The sequence below is a fragment of the Microbacterium sp. NPDC055312 genome (assembly GCF_053645675.1).
The window spans coordinates 37,408-55,029 of sequence record NZ_JBSHMU010000001.1 but is presented as its reverse complement, the minus strand read 5'-3'; the positions used below and the strand labels follow the sequence as shown (position 1 = coordinate 55,029).

Annotated in this window: 13 protein-coding genes; 4 read left to right on the top strand and 9 right to left on the bottom strand. The window is 67.5% G+C overall.

What is annotated here, in order from left to right:
* Positions 1–32 precede the first annotated feature (32 nt).
* From ACWIDW_RS00220 to ACWIDW_RS00210, 3 genes are all read right to left on the bottom strand, one after another.
* Complete coding sequence (locus ACWIDW_RS00220; RefSeq protein WP_454121991.1) at positions 33–1,403, bottom strand: DUF5719 family protein; 1,371 nt, start codon at positions 1,401–1,403, stop codon at positions 33–35.
* Positions 1,400–4,363, bottom strand: coding sequence for a glycosyltransferase (locus tag ACWIDW_RS00215; protein ID WP_454121989.1), 2,964 nt, complete (start codon positions 4,361–4,363; stop codon positions 1,400–1,402). Before ACWIDW_RS00215 ends, ACWIDW_RS00220 begins: the two co-directional genes overlap by 4 nt.
* Positions 4,364–4,430: 67 nt before the next feature.
* Complete coding sequence (locus tag ACWIDW_RS00210) at positions 4,431–4,748, bottom strand: WhiB family transcriptional regulator (RefSeq protein ID WP_191711837.1); 318 nt, start codon at positions 4,746–4,748, stop codon at positions 4,431–4,433.
* A 202-nt stretch (positions 4,749–4,950) separates the two neighbouring features.
* On the opposite strand from ACWIDW_RS00210, the gene ACWIDW_RS00205 reads away from it, so the two are divergent.
* The 4 genes from ACWIDW_RS00205 to ACWIDW_RS00190 all read left to right on the top strand — a co-directional run bounded on the left by ACWIDW_RS00205 (position 4,951) and on the right by ACWIDW_RS00190 (position 9,314).
* Entirely contained in the window at positions 4,951–6,366 is a 1,416-nt protein-coding gene (locus tag ACWIDW_RS00205) for an O-antigen ligase family protein (protein WP_454121987.1), read from the top strand.
* Positions 6,363–7,688, top strand: a complete 1,326-nt coding sequence (locus ACWIDW_RS00200; protein ID WP_454121986.1) for an O-antigen ligase family protein — start codon at positions 6,363–6,365, stop codon at positions 7,686–7,688. The genes ACWIDW_RS00205 and ACWIDW_RS00200 overlap by 4 nt, the downstream gene beginning before the upstream one ends.
* A gap of 70 nt (positions 7,689–7,758) precedes the next feature.
* Positions 7,759–8,718: a glycosyltransferase family 2 protein gene (locus ACWIDW_RS00195; RefSeq protein ID WP_454121984.1), complete on the top strand. Its 960-nt coding sequence runs from the start codon at positions 7,759–7,761 to the stop codon at positions 8,716–8,718.
* Positions 8,715–9,314, top strand: a complete 600-nt coding sequence (locus ACWIDW_RS00190) for a hypothetical protein (RefSeq protein ID WP_454121982.1) — start codon at positions 8,715–8,717, stop codon at positions 9,312–9,314. The genes ACWIDW_RS00195 and ACWIDW_RS00190 overlap by 4 nt, the downstream gene beginning before the upstream one ends.
* Before the next feature lie 57 nt (positions 9,315–9,371).
* Here the strand turns inward: ACWIDW_RS00190 and ACWIDW_RS00185 are convergent, their stop codons facing one another.
* The 6 genes from ACWIDW_RS00185 to glf (ACWIDW_RS00160) all read right to left on the bottom strand — a co-directional run bounded on the left by ACWIDW_RS00185 (position 9,372) and on the right by glf (ACWIDW_RS00160) (position 17,474).
* Positions 9,372–10,109, bottom strand: a complete 738-nt coding sequence (locus ACWIDW_RS00185) for an ABC transporter ATP-binding protein (RefSeq protein ID WP_454121981.1) — start codon at positions 10,107–10,109, stop codon at positions 9,372–9,374.
* Positions 10,109–10,927, bottom strand: coding sequence for an ABC transporter permease (locus tag ACWIDW_RS00180; protein WP_454121979.1), 819 nt, complete (start codon positions 10,925–10,927; stop codon positions 10,109–10,111). Before ACWIDW_RS00180 ends, ACWIDW_RS00185 begins: the two co-directional genes overlap by 1 nt.
* Positions 10,928–10,934: 7 nt before the next feature.
* Entirely contained in the window at positions 10,935–12,083 is a 1,149-nt protein-coding gene (gene glf, locus ACWIDW_RS00175) for a UDP-galactopyranose mutase (protein WP_454121977.1), read from the bottom strand.
* A 91-nt stretch (positions 12,084–12,174) separates the two neighbouring features.
* Positions 12,175–14,250 (bottom strand): acyltransferase family protein, encoded by a 2,076-nt coding sequence (locus ACWIDW_RS00170; protein ID WP_454121976.1) that lies wholly within the window; start codon positions 14,248–14,250, stop codon positions 12,175–12,177.
* Between the two features lie 180 nt (positions 14,251–14,430).
* The gene (locus ACWIDW_RS00165) at positions 14,431–16,326 is read right to left on the bottom strand and encodes a glycosyltransferase (protein ID WP_454121974.1); all 1,896 of its coding nucleotides are present in this window, start codon (positions 16,324–16,326) and stop codon (positions 14,431–14,433) included.
* A gap of 11 nt (positions 16,327–16,337) precedes the next feature.
* Positions 16,338–17,474 (bottom strand): UDP-galactopyranose mutase, encoded by a 1,137-nt coding sequence (gene glf, locus ACWIDW_RS00160; protein WP_454121972.1) that lies wholly within the window; start codon positions 17,472–17,474, stop codon positions 16,338–16,340.
* Between the last annotated feature and the right edge of the window lie 148 nt (positions 17,475–17,622).

Below are 17,622 nucleotides of genomic sequence, written 5' to 3'. Positions count from 1 at the left end.
CACCGGCATTCCTCCGGCCGGGCGCTCGGTCGTCAGGGGCGGACGATGATCGGCTGCTGCGTGGCCGGAGGCGCCCACAGCGGCCAGCCCGCGATCGCCGCGTCGCCCAGCATGCCGATTGCGGCGTGCACCATGCCGTCGGCGCGCAGAAGATGCTCGCCGGGCTGCAGCGGCACCTGCTCCACGCCGTTGCCGGGCAGCTCGATGGTGCGCCCGTCGACGCCCTCCAGGGTCACTGTGGCGGTGCTGTCCTCGGCGTTGCTCAGGTACAGCGTCGCCGACGGGCCGCTCGGCACGCTGAACGGCACGCTGCCGGTCAGCTGCGGAGCGGGCAGCATCCAGGCGAAGTCCTCGCGTCCCTCCGCGCGCACCGCCTGACGGGCGCCGGCGACGATCGGCGCGGTCGCATCGATCTCGATGTCGTGCGCGCCCGCGCCCATCCCGGTCAGGGAGATCTCGGTGGGAGTGGCCGCGGTGAGCTCGACCACGTACTCGTCGGAGTCCACCCGGCCGTCCGCACCGCGCACGCGCACGGTCGCGGTGGCGTTCTCCTGCGGTGCGAGAAGGCGCAGCAGGATGCCGGTCGAGTCGTCGCCGTCGGAGATGGGCTGCGACTGCGCACCCAGCAGGCGCAGACTCCGCTGTGCGCCGCCGACGCCGTCCTGCACGTCGATGCCGACCGCATCCAGCGTGCGCACACGCGCCGACTGGAGCGCGGCCCGCACCGGGGCACCGGTGGCCACGACCTCGACCACCGGACGCGGTTCGGCGCCGGCGACGGATGCCAGGGTGAGCGTCGTCTGGGTCTTCGGCGGCACGATCTTGGTCGTCGTCCTGCGCTGCGAGCCGTAGACGTTCAACTCGACGGTCGAGGGCACATCGGCCGGGTTCGACAGCATGATCACGTCCGACGATCCCGTCGATCCGTCGCCGCCGACCAGCCACGAACGCATCCCCGCCTCCCGGCAGGGGGCGGCGGCGTATCCGCGCAGATCCTCCTCATCGAGGCTCACCGACTCCGACGCGGAGATCAGCGGCGCGGTGCGGTCGGCGACCGCCGCCGTGATGCTCTGTGCGCCCTCCCCGCCCAGCACGCCCGGCATCGCCAGGTCTGTGGTGCTCGTCTCGTGACCGCGATCGTCGACCTGCAGGGTCGGTGCGGCCGCCGAGACGAGAAGATCGGCCCGGGTCGAGTCGCGACCCAACGCCCGGAACGCCCCGTTGCAGACGATCAGCGCGTCTCCGGGAACGGGGGTCACGGTCGTCGCCGCCGGCTCGTTCTGCACACTGGGCCAGGGGGCGGCGACGGCCGCCCCGACGCCCAGCACGCACGCCGCGGCGACGGCTGCTCCGGTCGCGATGCGGGCGCCGGTGGTCGCGAGTCGGATCGTGCTCTGCTTCATCGGATCTGCTCCTCGGCGGCGGGATGCGGTGATGCGTGATCCGCGGCCGCGGCGGGTGGCACTCCTCCGGCGGGTTCGGGCACGCGCTCCCCGGACGGCGAGCCGGTGTCATCCGCGTGCGCGTCGGTGTCGTCGTGCGCGGGTCGCTGGGTGACCGGCTCATCGAGCGAGCGTCCGACCACACGGGAGCGGGAGCGCGCCGCTCGACGCGACGCCCGTGTCGGGATCGCCAGCAGCACGGCGGCGAGCACCACGATGAGCTGACCCAGACCGATGAGACTTCCGAGGGTGCGCTGCGCGTGCGACGGCTGGGCGCGCTCCGCGGGCGTCTCGGCGGTCTGCCACAGCATCCCGTTCGGCGTGCTGCCCGCCTTCACGAACCCGGCGCGCTGGTCGATCGCCGTGATCGCGGCGTCGCTCATGCGGCGGGCCTGATCGCTCTGGCCGGGACGCGACGAGAGCAGCACGAAGCCGATCCCGCGATCGACGAGCGCGGACGCGGCGTCGAAGTCCCGCGACGAGAGCAGATCGACGGCGTCGGCGGCGAGAGAGTCGTCGTGCACGCGCGTCGCCGTGGTGAGCATCGTGGTCTGCGCGCTCAGCGTGGCGCTCGGGCCCCACACCAGCTGCGTGGCGAGGGAGCCGTCGTCGAGGGGGGTCATGACGAGCGTGCCGCTGTCGACGTCGTCCGAGGCGTGTGCTGCGACCAGAGCGGGCAGCGTGCTGGTGGCGCCGTTGCGGATCTGCGCTTCGCCGAGGTTGACGGCCAGCAGGCCGGGCACGGCGCACACGAGCACGCCGGCGGCGGTGATGAGCGCCGCCGCCGACCGCAGCGCCGGCAGAGCCACGACCGTGTCGAGGGTGACCAGAGCGGCGCCGACGGCGCCGAGCCAGGCGAAGCTCAGCCCGGTGCCGGGCCAGATGCCGACCGCGTCGCCCTGCGCGAACGACACCTGCACGCCGACCGCGAGCATCGCGGTGAGCAGCCCGACCGCGGTGGTGGCAAGCAGCGCGAAGCCCGCGCGCCAGCGGGGTGAGAGCGCCGAGGTCAGAGCGAGCACGGCCACGGGTACGAGCAGCAGGGCGGCGAACGGCGCGAAGCTGCCGTCGAGCAGCCACTCCCATCCGCCGCGGTCGGGGGCGGGGAACCCCTGCGCGATGAGCAGGCGTCCCGCGGCATCCGAGGTCGCCTGGGCGAGCGGGGCGACCGCGCCCGGGTCGGCCAGCAGCGCCCACGGGTCGCCGTGGCGCAGCTGCCAGTAGATGAGCGGCGCGAATAGCGCGGCCGCGGGGATGAGCAGCCAGAACACGCGCACGGCTCCGCGCACACGGCCCGCGGCGAGCATCGCCATCACCGTCAGACCCCAGAGCGCCGCGAAGGCCGGGGCGAGCGACGGGGCGCAGGCGAGGGATGCCGCCGTAAGCAGGGATGCCGCTCCCGCCGCGCCCCAGGACCGGTGCGCCACCACCGCGGAGTGGAACAGCCAGGGCAGCAGCAGGTGCAGCAGCACCGCAGCGGGCCGGCCCTGCACGAGAGCGGCGAGGAAGGTGGGCGCCAGCGCCCAGAGCACGCCGCCGAGGATCCGAAGGCCCGACCGGTCGGTGACCCGGGTCGCGGCGAACCACCCGCCGAGCACGGCGAGCGGCAGGGCGCCGAGCCACAGGAGCACGACCGCGAACGACGGCGAGCCCGGCCAGAGCGTGCCGAGCACGGCGAGCACGGCCGCGAACGGGTCGGCGGGGCCGATGATCCCGGGACCGAGGTCACGCAGACCCCATCCGGCGTCGTTCCAGAGGTCGGCGACGCTCTGCTGCATCGGCAGCAGCTCGCCGCCGCCGATGCTGGGCCAGGCGAGCAGGGGGAAGAACGCGGCGACGCTGACGACGAGCGCGGCGAGCACCGCCCACGCGCCGCCGCCGCTGAAGAAGTGCAGCTCGCTGACGGCGCCGCGCTCGCTGCCGTGCCCGTCGTCGAGGCGGTGCCGCAGCTGGGTGCGCGTCACGCGCAGCGGCGCGATGCCCGCCCACGACGCGGTGCGGAACGAGCGGATGGCGCGTCGGGAGCGGGTGACCGCCGGCACGGCGAGCATGGCAGCCAGAGCCGCACCCCATTCGGGGGCGACCGACCCCGGCCGCTTGCCGATGAGGTGGACGATCGAGCGCCACAGCGCCAGTGGCAGCAGGCTCAGCCAGTGCAGCGGCACGGCGACGGCGGGCGCGTACGCGAGCCGACGGTGCAGCTGAGCGCGGCGGCTCGTCCAGGTGCGCGCCGCCTGTCGCTGCGGGAGCGCGGCGACGCCGTCGGGTCGCACCCCGACGCGCGCCTTCGGCACGAGCACGATGCGCGCGCCGCCGAGGCGGGCGCGCACGCCCAGGTCGAGTCCTTCGTCGGCACCGCCGAGGCCCGGGTCCGGACGCAGCACCACGGGTGCGGCTCCGCGGATGAGCATGCCGCGCACATCCGCGCCCAGGGCGTCCTCGGCCGCGTCGTGCTGCCCCTGGTCGAGTTCGTCGGATGCGAGCTCGACCGTGCGGCCGAACCGGCTCATGCTGACACCCAGCGAGATGATCTCGCGGTCGTCGTCGTACCGGACGAGCTTGGGCGCGGCGAGAGCCGCCGACGGCGAGCGCTCGAGCGATCCGGCGAGAAGCTGCAGCGCCGTGCGACGGGGTCGCGAGTCGTGAGTGAGCATCCAGACCGAGCTGCCGCTCGCCACGCGCGGGTGGGCAAGCGCCACGGCCTCGGCGAACGTCGTGGTCGCGCGTGCCTCGATGATCGCCTCGACGCTGTGCCCGATGCCGTCGATGGCTCTCACCTGTGCGCCGCTGCCCAGCACCACGACGGTGACGGCGTCGGGCGGCGTCGTCTGACTGCGGAGGGCGTCGAGGGTCTCGCTGAGCTGTGCGGCTGCGGAGTCGCCGGTGCGTGCGACGACGATGGCGTGTACTCGGGATGGCATGGCACAGTCAGCCTAGACAGGCATCCGCGGGGCGCCGGTCATCGGACCCGGCGTGCCCGCGAAGCCGTCAGCTCGCGCGGCGCTTGAGCTTGCGACGCTCGCGCTCGCTCAGACCACCCCAGATGCCGAATCGCTCGTCATTGCTGAGGGCGTACTCGAGGCACTCGCCCCGCACATCGCACGATGTGCAGATGCGCTTGGCGTCTCGCGTCGAGCCGCCCTTCTCGGGGAAGAACGCCTCGGGGTCGGTCTGCGCGCACAGCGCGTCGACCTGCCAGGCGAGTGCGCCGTCATCCTCGGCGTCAACCCGGCGTACACCGGGTACGCCGAGGTTCACTGGATCGACGAACCAATTCTCGGGAACGTCCGACCGGTAACCCGTCATCTCGATCTCCCAACCCTGCATGTGCCCCCTCCGGGCCGTGCACCACTAATTACACCCGTGTCATTCGCCGCGGTCAAGTCGCGGATCGTAAACCCTCAACGGGGCGTTTAAGGTTCATTCGACCTCATCGGCGTGTCGCGTCGGTGCGAACGGGTCGCGGCGAGACGGGTGCGAGCGGTGCCGGCGCGATAGCCTGAACCCGATGGCCGTGTACAGCAAGCACCCCGTGGCCCCTCTCCCCGCGGCTCCGCCCCGCGAGACGACCGGGCATCTGCTGGTGCGCGCGTACAGCGTGCTGGCCATGTTCTGCCTGTTCGCGCACACGGCGGTGTACAACACCTTCGGCGCGCTCGGGTCGGGCATCGTGCTCGTGATCCTTGCGGCCGGCGCCCTGGCCATCTGGGTTCCCGAGGTCGTCGCGCAGCGTCCCACCCGCTTCCCCTGGCGCCGGCTGCCGTGGGCCGCGCTCGGCTACGCGGCCCTCGCCCTGGCATCCACCCTGTGGTCGCGCTGGCCCGCCGCCACGCTTCTCACCTGGTCTCTGCTGGCCGCCATCACCGTGACGGCGGTGCTCATCGCGACGACGCTCACCTGGAACGAGATCGCCCGGGCGATCTCGAGTGCGCTCAAGCTGATCCTGGGTCTCTCCCTGGCGATCGAGCTGTGGGTCGCGCTCGTGCTGCGGCGTCCCCTGCTGCCGAACTTCGTCGACCTGCCCGAGGGGAAGATCGACCCCCACCTCTACTGGGTGCGCGGAAACCTGTTCGACGACGGCCGGATCCAGGGGGTGGTGGGCAACGCCCACACCCTCGCGATGATGTGCCTGTTCGCGCTGATCGTCTTCGCGGTGCTGTACGCCACCCAGGTGCGCCGGCGCACCATGCTCATCTTCTGGGCGGTGCTCGCCGCCGTGCTGCTCGTGAAAGCCGCGTCGGCCACCGTGTACCTCAGCATCGCCGTCGTCGTGGTCGTGCTGGCCGCCGTGTTCATGATGCGCGCCGCATCCCCGCGACGGCGCGGCCGGCTCTACCTGCTCTTCGCCGCGGTCGCCGTGGTCGGCATCGGCGGTGCGGTGCTGCTGCGCGAGCGGATCCTGTCGGCTCTCGGCAAGGACAACGACCTCACCGGGCGCATCGAGATCTGGCAGGCGGTGTGGGAGCGCGCGATCACCCGGCCGGTGTTCGGCAACGGCTTCTCCTCCCCGTGGGTGCCCTGGGACCCGGCATTCGACGGCTGGATCCTGAACCACGGCCTCAGCGTCTTCCACGCGCACGACATGTGGCTCGACGTGTTCCTGCAGCTCGGCGTGGTCGGCGTCGTGCTGATGGCGGTCGCCTGGCTGGCGCTGCTGTGGCGGGCATGGTTCTTCGCCGTCGACCGGCCGCGGTGGGACCTCGACGCCCGCCGCCCCTACTCCCCTCTGTCTCTGCTGCCCGTGCTGTTCACCACGGTGCTGCTCGTCGAGGGCCTGGCCGAGTCGGCGCCCATCATGCTGTGGGGCTGGCTGCTGCTGATCCTGCTCTCGTTCAAGATGAAGGCCGTGCCGCTCATCGGCGTCGGCGTCGGCGAGCGCACCCCCGTCATCTCGCACGGCCCGCAGCCGCGGCAGGTGCCATGACGCCGCGGCGCTTCGTCGTCTCGCTGCTGGGTTCAGCGCTGTTCGCCCGCGCCTACACGCTGACCGCGCTCACAGCCGTGTTCTCGTCGTTCCTCATCGAGCGGATGATGTCGCCGGTGAGTCTGGCGGCGATCATCGGCGTGCTCGCGGTGCTCGGCGTCGCCGTGCTCGTCGTGCGTCGGGACGAGCTGTCTCTGCTGCGCTTCGCACCGACGTCGCTGCTCGGCTTTCTGCTGCTCGCGCTGCTGAGCGCGCTCTGGTCGTCGGATGTCGGGGGCACGGTCGCCGGCTGGTTCACCCTGCTCGGGTACGCCGTGATCGCGATCACCATCGGGCACGTGCGCGACACGCTGCAGACGGTGCGCGCCATCGGCGACACCCTGCGTTGGCTGCTGGCCCTCTCGCTCGGGCTCGAGATCATGTTCGGCATCTTGCTCGACACCCCGTTCCGGCTGCTGGGCATCGAGGGCTCGCTCGCCGACGGCGGCCCCGTGCAGGGCATCTTCGGCACGCGCAACATGCTCGGCTTCATCGCCGTGGTCGCGCTGATCACCTTCGTGATCGAATGGCGCACGCAGTCGATCGGCCGCATCGCGGGCGTGCTGTCGATCGCGCTCGGCGGCTCGCTCGCGCTGTTCTCGGCCTCGCCGACGGTCGTCGTGCTCGCGGCGGCTGTCGCCGTGGCGACGGTCGCGCTGACGATCGTCCGGCACACGCCCGCCCACCGGCGCAGCGCCGTGCAGGCGGCACTCGGCGGGCTGGTCGTGGTGGGGCTGATCATCGCGTTCGCGTTCCGGCATCGGATCATCCGGATGCTCGACGCCGGCTCGGATTTCTCGACCCGCGCCGATCTGTGGAACATGATGCTCGACTTCATCGCCCAGCGACCCGTCACCGGCTACGGCTGGTTCGGCCCGTGGCCACGGGGCGAGTACCCGTTCACGTACATCAACTTCCTGCTGTCGGATCGACACCAGTCGGCGCTGAACGCGTACTTCGACACGCTGCTGCAGCTCGGCTCGGCCGGGCTGGCGCTCTTCGTCGTGCTCGGCGGCGTCGCGCTGGTGCGCTCGTGGCTGGTGGCGAGCGTGCGACGCTCGGTGGTGTACGCGTGGACGCCGCTCGTGCTCGTCACGCTCGGCGTGGAGTCGATGTTCGAGAGCTTCGCGCTCACCGCAACCGGCTGGCTTCTGCTCGTGCTCTGCGCCCTGCGGGCGGGGCAGACCAGGTCGTGGCGGGAGAGCATCGATGCGGCCCACACCGGCGCGATCCCGACGCTCGGGCCGGAGCGTCCTCCGCTCCCGGGCAGCACAGGATCATGAAGATAGACTGTGATCCCGTGACCCTCGTGACAGATTCCTCGCCCGTCCGCCCCCGCGCGGAGGCTCGGGCATGACCGGCAGCGCGTTCGATCCGTCCACCGCGTCGATCGTCATCGTCACCTACAACCGCTCGCACCTGTTGAGCGGGCTGCTCACCAGCATCCGGTCGATGGACCCGAAGCCGGGCCGCGTCGTGATCATCGACAACGCGTCATCGGACGACACGACCGACGTCGTCGGCTCGTTCCGCGACGGCATCGGCACCGAGATCGTCTACCGCCGGCTCGAGACCAACACCGGCGGCTCGGGCGGGTTCAGCGAGGGCATGCGCACGGCGTACGAGCTGGGATCCGAATGGATCTGGATGATGGACGACGACGTCGAGGTGCTGCCCGACGGTCTCGCGAAGATGGGCCGCTGGTCGAGGCGCTTCAAGAGCATTCAGGGTCGGCGCTACGACTACGACGGCAGCGAGTTCTACTGGCAGTACCGCATCGCCGACCGGATGGGCATCCCGATTCCGTTCGCGCCGTCGAAGTTCGACTCGTCGGGGTTCAAGGAGATGAACAGCGGATGCTTCGAGGGCATGTTCATCCATCGTTCGATCGTGGCCAAGATCGGCCTGCCCGATCCGCGCTTCTTCATCTACTGGGATGACCAGATGTACGGCTGGCTGGCATCGCGCCTGACCACCGCTGTGATCGTCGACGAGTTCGTGCTGCGCCGCACGCGTGAGATCAAGCAGTGGGACATGGGCATCCGGCACATGAACGCGTCGAGCAACGCGTACCGGTACTACATCATGCGCAACCGCGCATTCATCAAGAACTACTACCGGGTGCACGGGGTGTACAACCCGGTGCTGTTCGGTCTGGGCACCTCGGCGACGTTCGCCAAGGAGCTGATCCGACTGCTCTTCGTCGAGCGCACGGTGCGCGGGACGAGCAACCTGTTCCGCGGTCTGCGCGACGGGGGCCGGATCGGCCGCGATCGCACCTGGCAGCCCATGCCGGCACTGGAGGGACGATGACCGAGCAGCAGCCCGAGTACGTCTGGGCGTATCCGGACGAGAAGCCCAAGCGCGGGCGCACGTGGCTGATCGTCGGCCTGGCGGTGGCTGCGGTCGTGATCGCGGCGCTGGTGTTCTGGCTGTTCCTGCGGCCCGGTGCGCCGCTCGCGAGTGCGACCGCGACGCCGAGCGCATCGCCGTCGGTGAGTGCGTCGCCGTCGGCGTCTGAGTCTGCGAGTCCTTCTGCGACGCCTTCTGCGGAGCCCGAGCCGTCGATGACGCCCGTCACCACGCCTCCCCCGCCGGTCGACCCGAGCGTGGAGGCGTTCCGCGGACAGGTCGGCGGCTGGCTCGATGATGCCCTGACCGGTCTCGAGATCGTCGCGGACAGCAGCGGGCAGGATGCTACGGCCGTCGTCGACAACCTTCGGGACGACGCGCAGCGTCTGGCGGAAGTACCCGCACCGTCTTCGATCAGCTCCGACTGGAACGCAGCGGTGTCGGACTACAGTGGGCGCCTGGCCGAGCTCCGAAAGGCGGTGGCGTCGGGATCGGGAGCTTCGGTGGACGCCGCGCGCGCCTCGGCTCAGCGCCTCAGAGACCTGGCCGGGCTCTGATCAGCACCCCGCACCGAGCTGGGTGAGCAGCAGCGGAGCGCCACTCGGCCGGACTGATCAACGTCCGTTGTGATCGGCGTTGTACCGGTCGAGCACATCGCCGATCGGCCCATCGAGCACCAGAGCACCCTTGTCGAGATAGAGCCCGCGCTTGCAGAAGCGGCGCAGGTCGCGCTCGTTGTGGCTCACGAAGAAGAGCGTGCGGCCCTCGGCGAGGAGCTCGTCGATGCGCTTGTAGCACTTGTCACGGAACGCCTTGTCGCCGACGGCGAGGACTTCGTCAACGAGGAGAATCGGCTCATTCAGCTGAGAGACGACGGAGAACGCGAGACGCACCTTCATCCCGTTGGAGAGATGTTTGTAGGGCGTCTCCTGAAAGTCCTCCAGCTCCGCGAAAGCGATCATCTCGTCGTAGCGCGAAGCGACCTCGGCCTTCGACATGCCATGTAGACCGGCGGTGAGACGCACATTCTCGCGGACAGTCAGGTCGCCGACGAATCCGCCGGTGAGCTCGATGAGCGGAGCCACGCCCCCGCTGACATGCACGCTGCCCTCGTCCGGCAGCAGAACGCTCGCCACAAGGCGGAGCAGCGTCGACTTGCCCTGACCGTTTCGCCCCACCACTCCGATGGATTCGCCGGGTTCGACGGTGAACGACACATCTCTCAGGGCCCAGAACTCGCCAGGACGGGATCGACGACTCGCTCCCGCGAAGAGATCCTTGAGAGTGCGTCGTCCGCGACGATTGCGGCGAAAGCGCACGCCGAGATCGGCGACTTCGATCGCGGCTTTCATCACAGCTCCTTCAGCACGGGTCGTTCCAGCGTGCGGAACACCCAGATCCCGAGGGCGAGGATCGCGAAGCTCATCAGCGCGCTGATTGCCACCACTTCTGGATGCCATTGGTCCGGGAAGAATGCCATCCGATACAGGGAGAAGATCCCGGCGAGCGGATTGAACATCCCCAGGGTCTGGAATACCCCGGGCAGGTCGTTGACGCTGTAGATGATCGGGGTTGCGTAGAAGAGCGCTCGGAGGATGAGCGCGGTGGTGCGCTCGAGATCGGTGTACAGGGCGCACAGCGGCGCCACCAGCAGCCCGAGGCCGACGAGCAGGACGGTCTGCAGCAGCATCGCCAAGGGGAACAGCAGGATTCCCCATCCAACGTGCGCCGTCTTCGCGGGGTCGCTCTCGAGGAGGACGTTCGCCACGACGAAGATCGCCAACACGGGCAGCGAGAAGCAGAACTCGATGCCCTTGCTGAGCACGATGCGGTTCACCCAGATCGAACGCGGGATCGCGGTCGAGCGCACCAGTCGTGCATCCTTCTTGAACGCGCGGGTGAAGTCGCCGACCGATGAGTTGAACCACACCCAGGGCAGCAGAGCCGTGATGAGGAAGATGATGTAGGGCTGCTCGCCGACGGTTCGTTCGAACACCCGCGTGAACACGAACCAGTAGATCGCGCTCATCACCAGCGGGTCGAGCACCGACCAGAGGTACCCCAGGGCGCTCGTCGAATAGCGCACCTTGAGGTCGCGCGCCGATAGCAACCACAGCGAATGGAAGTAACGCTGCGGGGTGCCGGGGGCACCGACGGCGGTCCTGCTCATGTTCTCGTCAGTCGTCCTGACCCGACAGCTCGTTTCGCCACATCGAGAGGGCGGAGCCGATCGCCATGTGCATGTCGAGGTACTGGTAGGTGCCGAGTCTGCCGCCGAAGTGCACATCCGTCTCGCCCTTGGCGAGGTCCCGATACGCGAGAAGGCCCTCGCGGTCGGCCGGCGTGTTCACCGGGTAGTACGGCTCGTCGTCTCGGCTCGCGAAGCGTGAGAACTCGCGCATGATGACCGTCTTGTCAGACTCGAAGATCTCTCTCCGCTCCGGGTGGAAATGCTTGAACTCGTGAATGCGCGTGTAGGGAACATCCAGGTCGGGGTAGTTCATGACGCTCGTCCCCTGGAAGTCCCCGACATTCAGGACCTCCTGCTCGAAATCAAGCGTGCGCCAGCTGAGTGCACCCTCGGCGTAATCGAAGTAGCGGTCGACCGGACCGGTGTAAACCACGGGCAGCTGCCCGACCGTCTCACGCTTGTTCAACGGCTGGGTCTCGTCAAAGTAGTCGACGTCCAGCTTCACATCGATGTTGGGGTGGTCGGCCATGCGCTCCAGCCATGCCGTGTAGCCGTCGGTCGGCAGTCCCTCCCACGTGTCGTTGAAGTAGCGATTGTCGTAGGTGTACCGCACAGGGAGACGGCTCACGATATCGCCCGACAGCTTGTGCGGGTCGGTCTGCCATTGCTTCGCCGTGTAGTCGCGGAAGAACGCCTCGAACAGCGGACGCCCGACGAGGGCGATGCCCTTCTCCTCGAAGTTCTGCGCCGACTTCACGTCGAATTCGCCCGCCTGCTCCTTGATCAGCGCTCGCGCCTCATCGGGCGAATACGCTGCACGGAAGAACTGGTTGATCGTTCCGAGGTTCACGGGCATGGGGTACACCACGCTGTCGTGATTGGTGTACACACGATGCACGTAGTTCGTGAACGTCGTGAACCGGTTGACGTACTCCCACACCGTCGGATTCGACGTGTGGAACAGGTGCGCGCCGTAGCGGTGAACCTCGATGCCCGTCTCAGGCTCGGCTTCGCTGTAGGCGTTGCCTCCGATGTGCGAGCGGCGGTCGATGACTGTCACCTTGCGACCGGCTTCAGCGGCGCGCTCGGCGATGGTGAGGCCGAAGAAGCCCGACCCGACGACGAGGAGATCCATTTTCCTGCTTTCTGACCGTTGAGGCCCACTGATGCGCGGTTCGCCGCTGCACAGCAGACAACTCTACCCGGGGCGCGTGGTGTCGCACCTGTCAGGCGGCATTCACATCCATTCGCTCTCCTGCTTCGAGCATCCGCTTCAGCATCGGCGCAAGCGTGCGACCATACATGCTGGACAGGTGGTTGTCGTCGATGTAGACCGCGATGTTGCCGATCATGCCGCGACAGACCCCGTCGGGGCAGAGCCAGGGGCGGAAATCGACCAGAGTCACACCAGGGGTCTCCGCGAGCCCTTCAAGAGATTCGCGGCTCTCCAGGGCCACCTCGGGGACGCTGCAGGGCTCGACCCCCTCACCCGGCGCGGCATCGGATTCCTCGAGCGCGCATTCATACATGTTGAAGTCGAAGCGCGGGTTGTCTCTGACGGCTATGACCTCGATGCCCTGTGTGGTCAGAGCATCGATCACCACGTCGATGCCCTCCACCAGCACCTCCGGCGATGCAGGCGTCGCGCGTGTCACGACGAGATAGACGGCATCCGGCTGGATTCGCAGGGCATAGTCGACGGCGGCCGCCCTCCAGTCATCGCAGGGAACGCCGCTGGCCGACCACGACGGTGCGCCGATACCTATCGAGCAGCCGCCCTTGAGGAGAGCGATCAGCTCCCACTCCTGCTCATCAGCGAGCGTGACAAGCGGTGACATCAGCTGCTGTGCGTGGGAGTCTCCCATCACCAGCACGCGCATAGCTCGAGGATCTTGGGCACCTGGTGTCTGTACGCAGGTGCCGCTCAGCGCAGGGTGCGTGGGCTCCAGCGGTCCGGAGCACGAGAGTCCGAGGTTCACCCATTCGTCGTCAAGCGCGGTGGGGAACGGTCTCAACGGCAGGTCGACGCCAGCAAGGTCCACGGGGCTCTCGACCTGCGCGGCGCCCGGGTAACCCCCCGATTCGCTGGCCATCAGCGCCGCTTCCTTCTGCTTGATTGCGAACTGCCACGCGCCGAGAGGGATCGCGACGACGGCGATCGAAGCGACGAGCACCACCGCGCCCAGTCGCGGCAACCGGTCGAGTGCCGTGGCAGCACGAATCGGGTGCTCGACGAGTGCCGACACGAGGCGCGCCAGCACGAACGACAGCCCCACGATCCCCAGGCCGGCTAGCCACCCCGGTTGCGAGCGTCCGGTCAACACCATCCAGGTCACCAGCACGGGCCAATGCACGAGATAGAGGGCGTAGGCGTCGCGGGAGACGTATCGGAGAACCGCAGACTCGAGGAACGCGGACGGCCCTCCCGGGACGCGTTCGACTCCCGCGATGATGACCAGCGCGGTGCAGCCCACCGGCCACAGCGCCAGATAGCCGGGGAACCCGCCTCGAACGTCGAGGACGACACCGCACAGCACGATCCCGAGGATCCCGACCCACCCCAGGATGACCGCGCCCCACCGTGGAATGCGCAGAAACGGGAGTGCGAGCGCGACGAGCGAGCCTGCGGCGAACTCCCACAATCGTGTGCGGGTGTCGAAGTAGGCGAAGGACTGGGCGTGAGAGGTCTCAACGATCGAGAAAGCCAGGGAGCCGACGAAGATGGCACCGAACGCCAGCGCCAGTGCCGGGACGATGACATGCCTACGGTCTCGAAGCATCAGCCAGACGGCCGCGATGATCAATGGCCAGAGGATGAAGACCTGCCCCTGGACGGACAACGACCAGAAGTGCTGGAACGGGCTGGGTCTCACTGAGTCCCGCGCGTAGTAGTCCACCTCTGAGAACGCGAGAGTCCAGTTCTCTACGTAGAAGAGACTGGACCACCCCTCCGACCACACGCGAGGCCACTCTGTCTGCGGGTAGCTCAAGAACGCGACAGCGAGCACGCCCGCGATCGTGACGGCGGCTGCAGGGAGCAGCCGCCGAAAGCGTCGAAGCCAGAACGTTCCGAGCTCGAGCGGCCGGTGGGATTGCACGCGGCGCACGAACGAGGCTGTGAGAAAGAACGCGGACACCATCAGGAAGACGTCGACGCCACCCGAGACGCGTCCGAGCCAGACGTGGTACACCACGACGAGGAGGATCGCGAGCGCCCTCAGCCCATCGATGTCGGCACGGTAGCCGGGAGCAATGGTCGCGTCCGGTGCGTTGTCGCGACCTCGGAGGGGATCGAGGTTCATAGCAGGTTATCGTGACGTAGGAGCGCCGCAGTCATCCGCGCGGCCGAGCCAACTTCCCACCCTAGCGCTCCACGCCGAGCACCGCGTCCGAGGCGTCCTCGCGAGGCGTGCCAGCGGTGGCCCTGCTCTCTCTTGCGCGCCGGAAAGACCCGCACTCCGTGTAGTGGAACGAACTCGGCCCTACATGCTGTCGAAGGTCTTGCGCCACTGCTCAGCAGACGTGATCATCGGTGCGCCCTTCGAGTACTGCCCGGCGAGTCGTTTCCATCCGAGTGCCAGCTTGAGGTTCAGGCGAAGGCTGCGCCACAGGAATCGTCGCATCATCGCTCGGTCACGCTGATACCACGCGACACCTAGACCATCCGGAGAGGTGACCAACGCCGAATCGATGTCTGCAAACCGCCACCACGTGATGTCGGGCGCGGGGATGACTCGCTCGGGGTTGCGTCGACTGCCGGCCGATTGTTTGATCAGCAACTGACGCATGGCGACACGGACGGCAAGCACCAGAGTGGCCACTGGGTTGGTCGGCTTGCGCACACCTCCCAGGATCGCCATGGACGATCGACGAACCGGAGGGAGAGCAGAGAAGTCGTCGACGACTTTGGAGTCGATGTACTGCATGCGCAGCTCGCGGATGTCCGTTTGCTTGCTGGGAAGCAATGCCGGAAGTGCGGAAGGCCCACGGAATGCATCCTTCAGCGCTTCGTGGCGAAGGCGAACAGCTGAGTACTGCAGCATGAACAACAGTTTGATGTCGCCGAGGAAGGAGTGGAGCGGAAGGTACCCGCCGTTGCGCACATCTGAGTGGAGAAGGCCTGTGATGACACGGTTCCGATGGATGAAGTACTCCTCCCAGGTACGAGTCGGGTCTTTGTCGTGCCAGGCCATGTGCCAAACCGCAACGCCGGGCAGGCACACCGTGGGATATCCCTTCGCCCGTGCACGCAGAGAGAACTCGATATCGTCGAACTTCAGGAAGACCGGGAGCGAGAGGCCGATCTCCCGCAGGATGGACGTGGGAATGAGGCACATCCACCAGCCGTTGAAGTCGGCGCCGAGGTAGCGATGCAGTTCAAGTGTCTCGCGCAGCGGCTCGTCCGCGAAATCGTGGTCATACTCACTCCCGCCGGAGGGTCGCATCCAGGATTTGCGCGGGTCCCACACCTCGCCCTGCGTGTACAGCACAGAGCGGTCGTCGAGATGGAGCATGCCCCCACCCACGATGGTCGGTGTCACTGCGAAGTCGGCGAAGCGGACCGCGCGCACGATCGCCTCGGGCTCGGATATCGCGTCGTCGTCGAGCAGCAGGACGTAATCGCTGTTCTCAGAGCTGAGCCCTTCGAGCATGGCTCGCGAGAAACCACCTGAACCACCCAGGTTCGGCTGTCGGACGACATCGAGCGTGTCGCCCAACCTCGCCGCAGCGTCGGCGAAACCGGGCTGCTCCGACACGAGCTCCGTGCCTTGATCGACCACGATGACCCGATCGAGCACCTCGTGCACGTGTTCGTTCTGCCCGACCGCGATGATTTGATTGAGGCAGTAGGACGGGCGGTTGAAGGTGGTGATCCCTACCGTCGCCCTTCCCGGCTTCCAGTTCTCGGGGGCCGCGACCTGCCACTCTGCCGAGACTAGTGTGACGTCCTCGTCGCCAGATGCGATGTCGAACCAGTACGAGCCACCGTCGATGAAGGAGGTAATTGGAAGATCGAAAAAGACGGTCTCGTCCGCGAAAGACTTCGATGCCAGCGCCGACGCGCGCCCTCGCGCACTCGACTTATACACCGAAATGAGGCCGCGCCCCTCGACGGTGGCCACCAGGCGCACCGACCGGACTCGGGTCCAGTGCTGCCAGTAGCTCGCGGGAAAGGCGTTGAAATACGTGCTCAGCGACACGCGGCGGTGGGCGTAGACACGGATGCTACGCCGGTCGATGATCTGATACGCCTCTCCGGGCTGCGATCCGTCACCCGAGCCTGTGTCGACGTACAGAGCCGAAACTTCCGCCACTCCCTCGATGGGGAAGACGGTGTGGTTGACGGCAATGTAGTTCTTGTTCTGTTCGTCAGTCATGTCGCCGTCCTTCACGCGAGCTGGTTGTTCCACATGGTGAGGGCGGAGCCGATCGCCATGTGCATGTCGAGGTACTGGTAGGTGCCGAGCCTGCCACCGAAGTGCACGTCCTGCTCGCCCTTGGCGAGCTCGCGGTACGCGAGCAGACCGTCACGGTCGGCCGGAGTGTTGACCGGGTAGTAGGGCTCGTCGTCTCGGCTCGCGAATCGTGAGAGCTCACGCATGATGACGGTCTTGCCCGACTCGAAGATCTCTTTGCGCTCGGGGTGGAAGTGCTTGAACTCGTGGATGCGGGTGAACGGCACGTCGAGGTCGGGGTAGTTCATCACGCTCGTGCCCTGGAAATCACCGACGTTCAGAACCTCCTGCTCGAAGTCCAGCGTGCGCCAGCTCAACTCACCTTCCGCATAGTCGAAGTACCGATCCACGGGACCGGTGTAGACGATCGGCAGCTGCCCGACAGTGTCGCGCTTGTTCAACGGCTGAGCCTCATCGAAGTAATCGACATTCAGCTTGACCTCGATGTTCGGATGATCCGCCATCCGCTCCAGCCACGCGGTGTAACCATCAGTGGGCAGACCCTCCCAGGTGTCGTTGAAGTACCGGTTGTCGTACGTGTACCGAACAGGGAGCCGGCTGACGATGTCGCCCGAGAGCTTCTGCGGATCCGTCTGCCACTGCTTCGCGGTGTAGTCGCGGAAGAACGCCTCGAACAGAGGGCGACCGACGAGCGCGATGCCCTTCTCCTCGAAGTTCTGCGCCGTCTTGACGTCGAACTCCCCTGCCTGCTCCTTCACCAGAGCACGCGCCTCATCGGGCGAATACGCAGCGCTGAAGAACTGGTTGATCGTGCCGAGATTCACCGGCATCGGGTACACGACACCCTTGTGCCTCGAGTAGACACGGTGCACGTAGCTCGTGAAGGTCGTGAACCGGTTCACGTACTCCCACACCGTCGCATTCGACGTGTGGAACAGATGCGCACCGTAACGGTGCACCTCGATACCCGTCTCGGGCTCCGCCTCGCTGTACGCGTTCCCACCGATGTGCGATCGACGATCGATCACCATCACCTTCCGGCCCGCTTCTGCCGCGCGCTCAGCGACAGTAAGGCCGAAGAAACCCGACCCGACGACGAGGAGATCCATGTATGCAACTTTCGTGACGCTAGACGGCGAAGGGTGCTCCTCCAGGGAGAGGAGCACTCATCCGCAAATTCTACCCGGAGGTGAATGTGATCAGTCTGAGGGCACACCAGACCGTAGGTCCACACGAAGCCGAATTACGCGATGCACG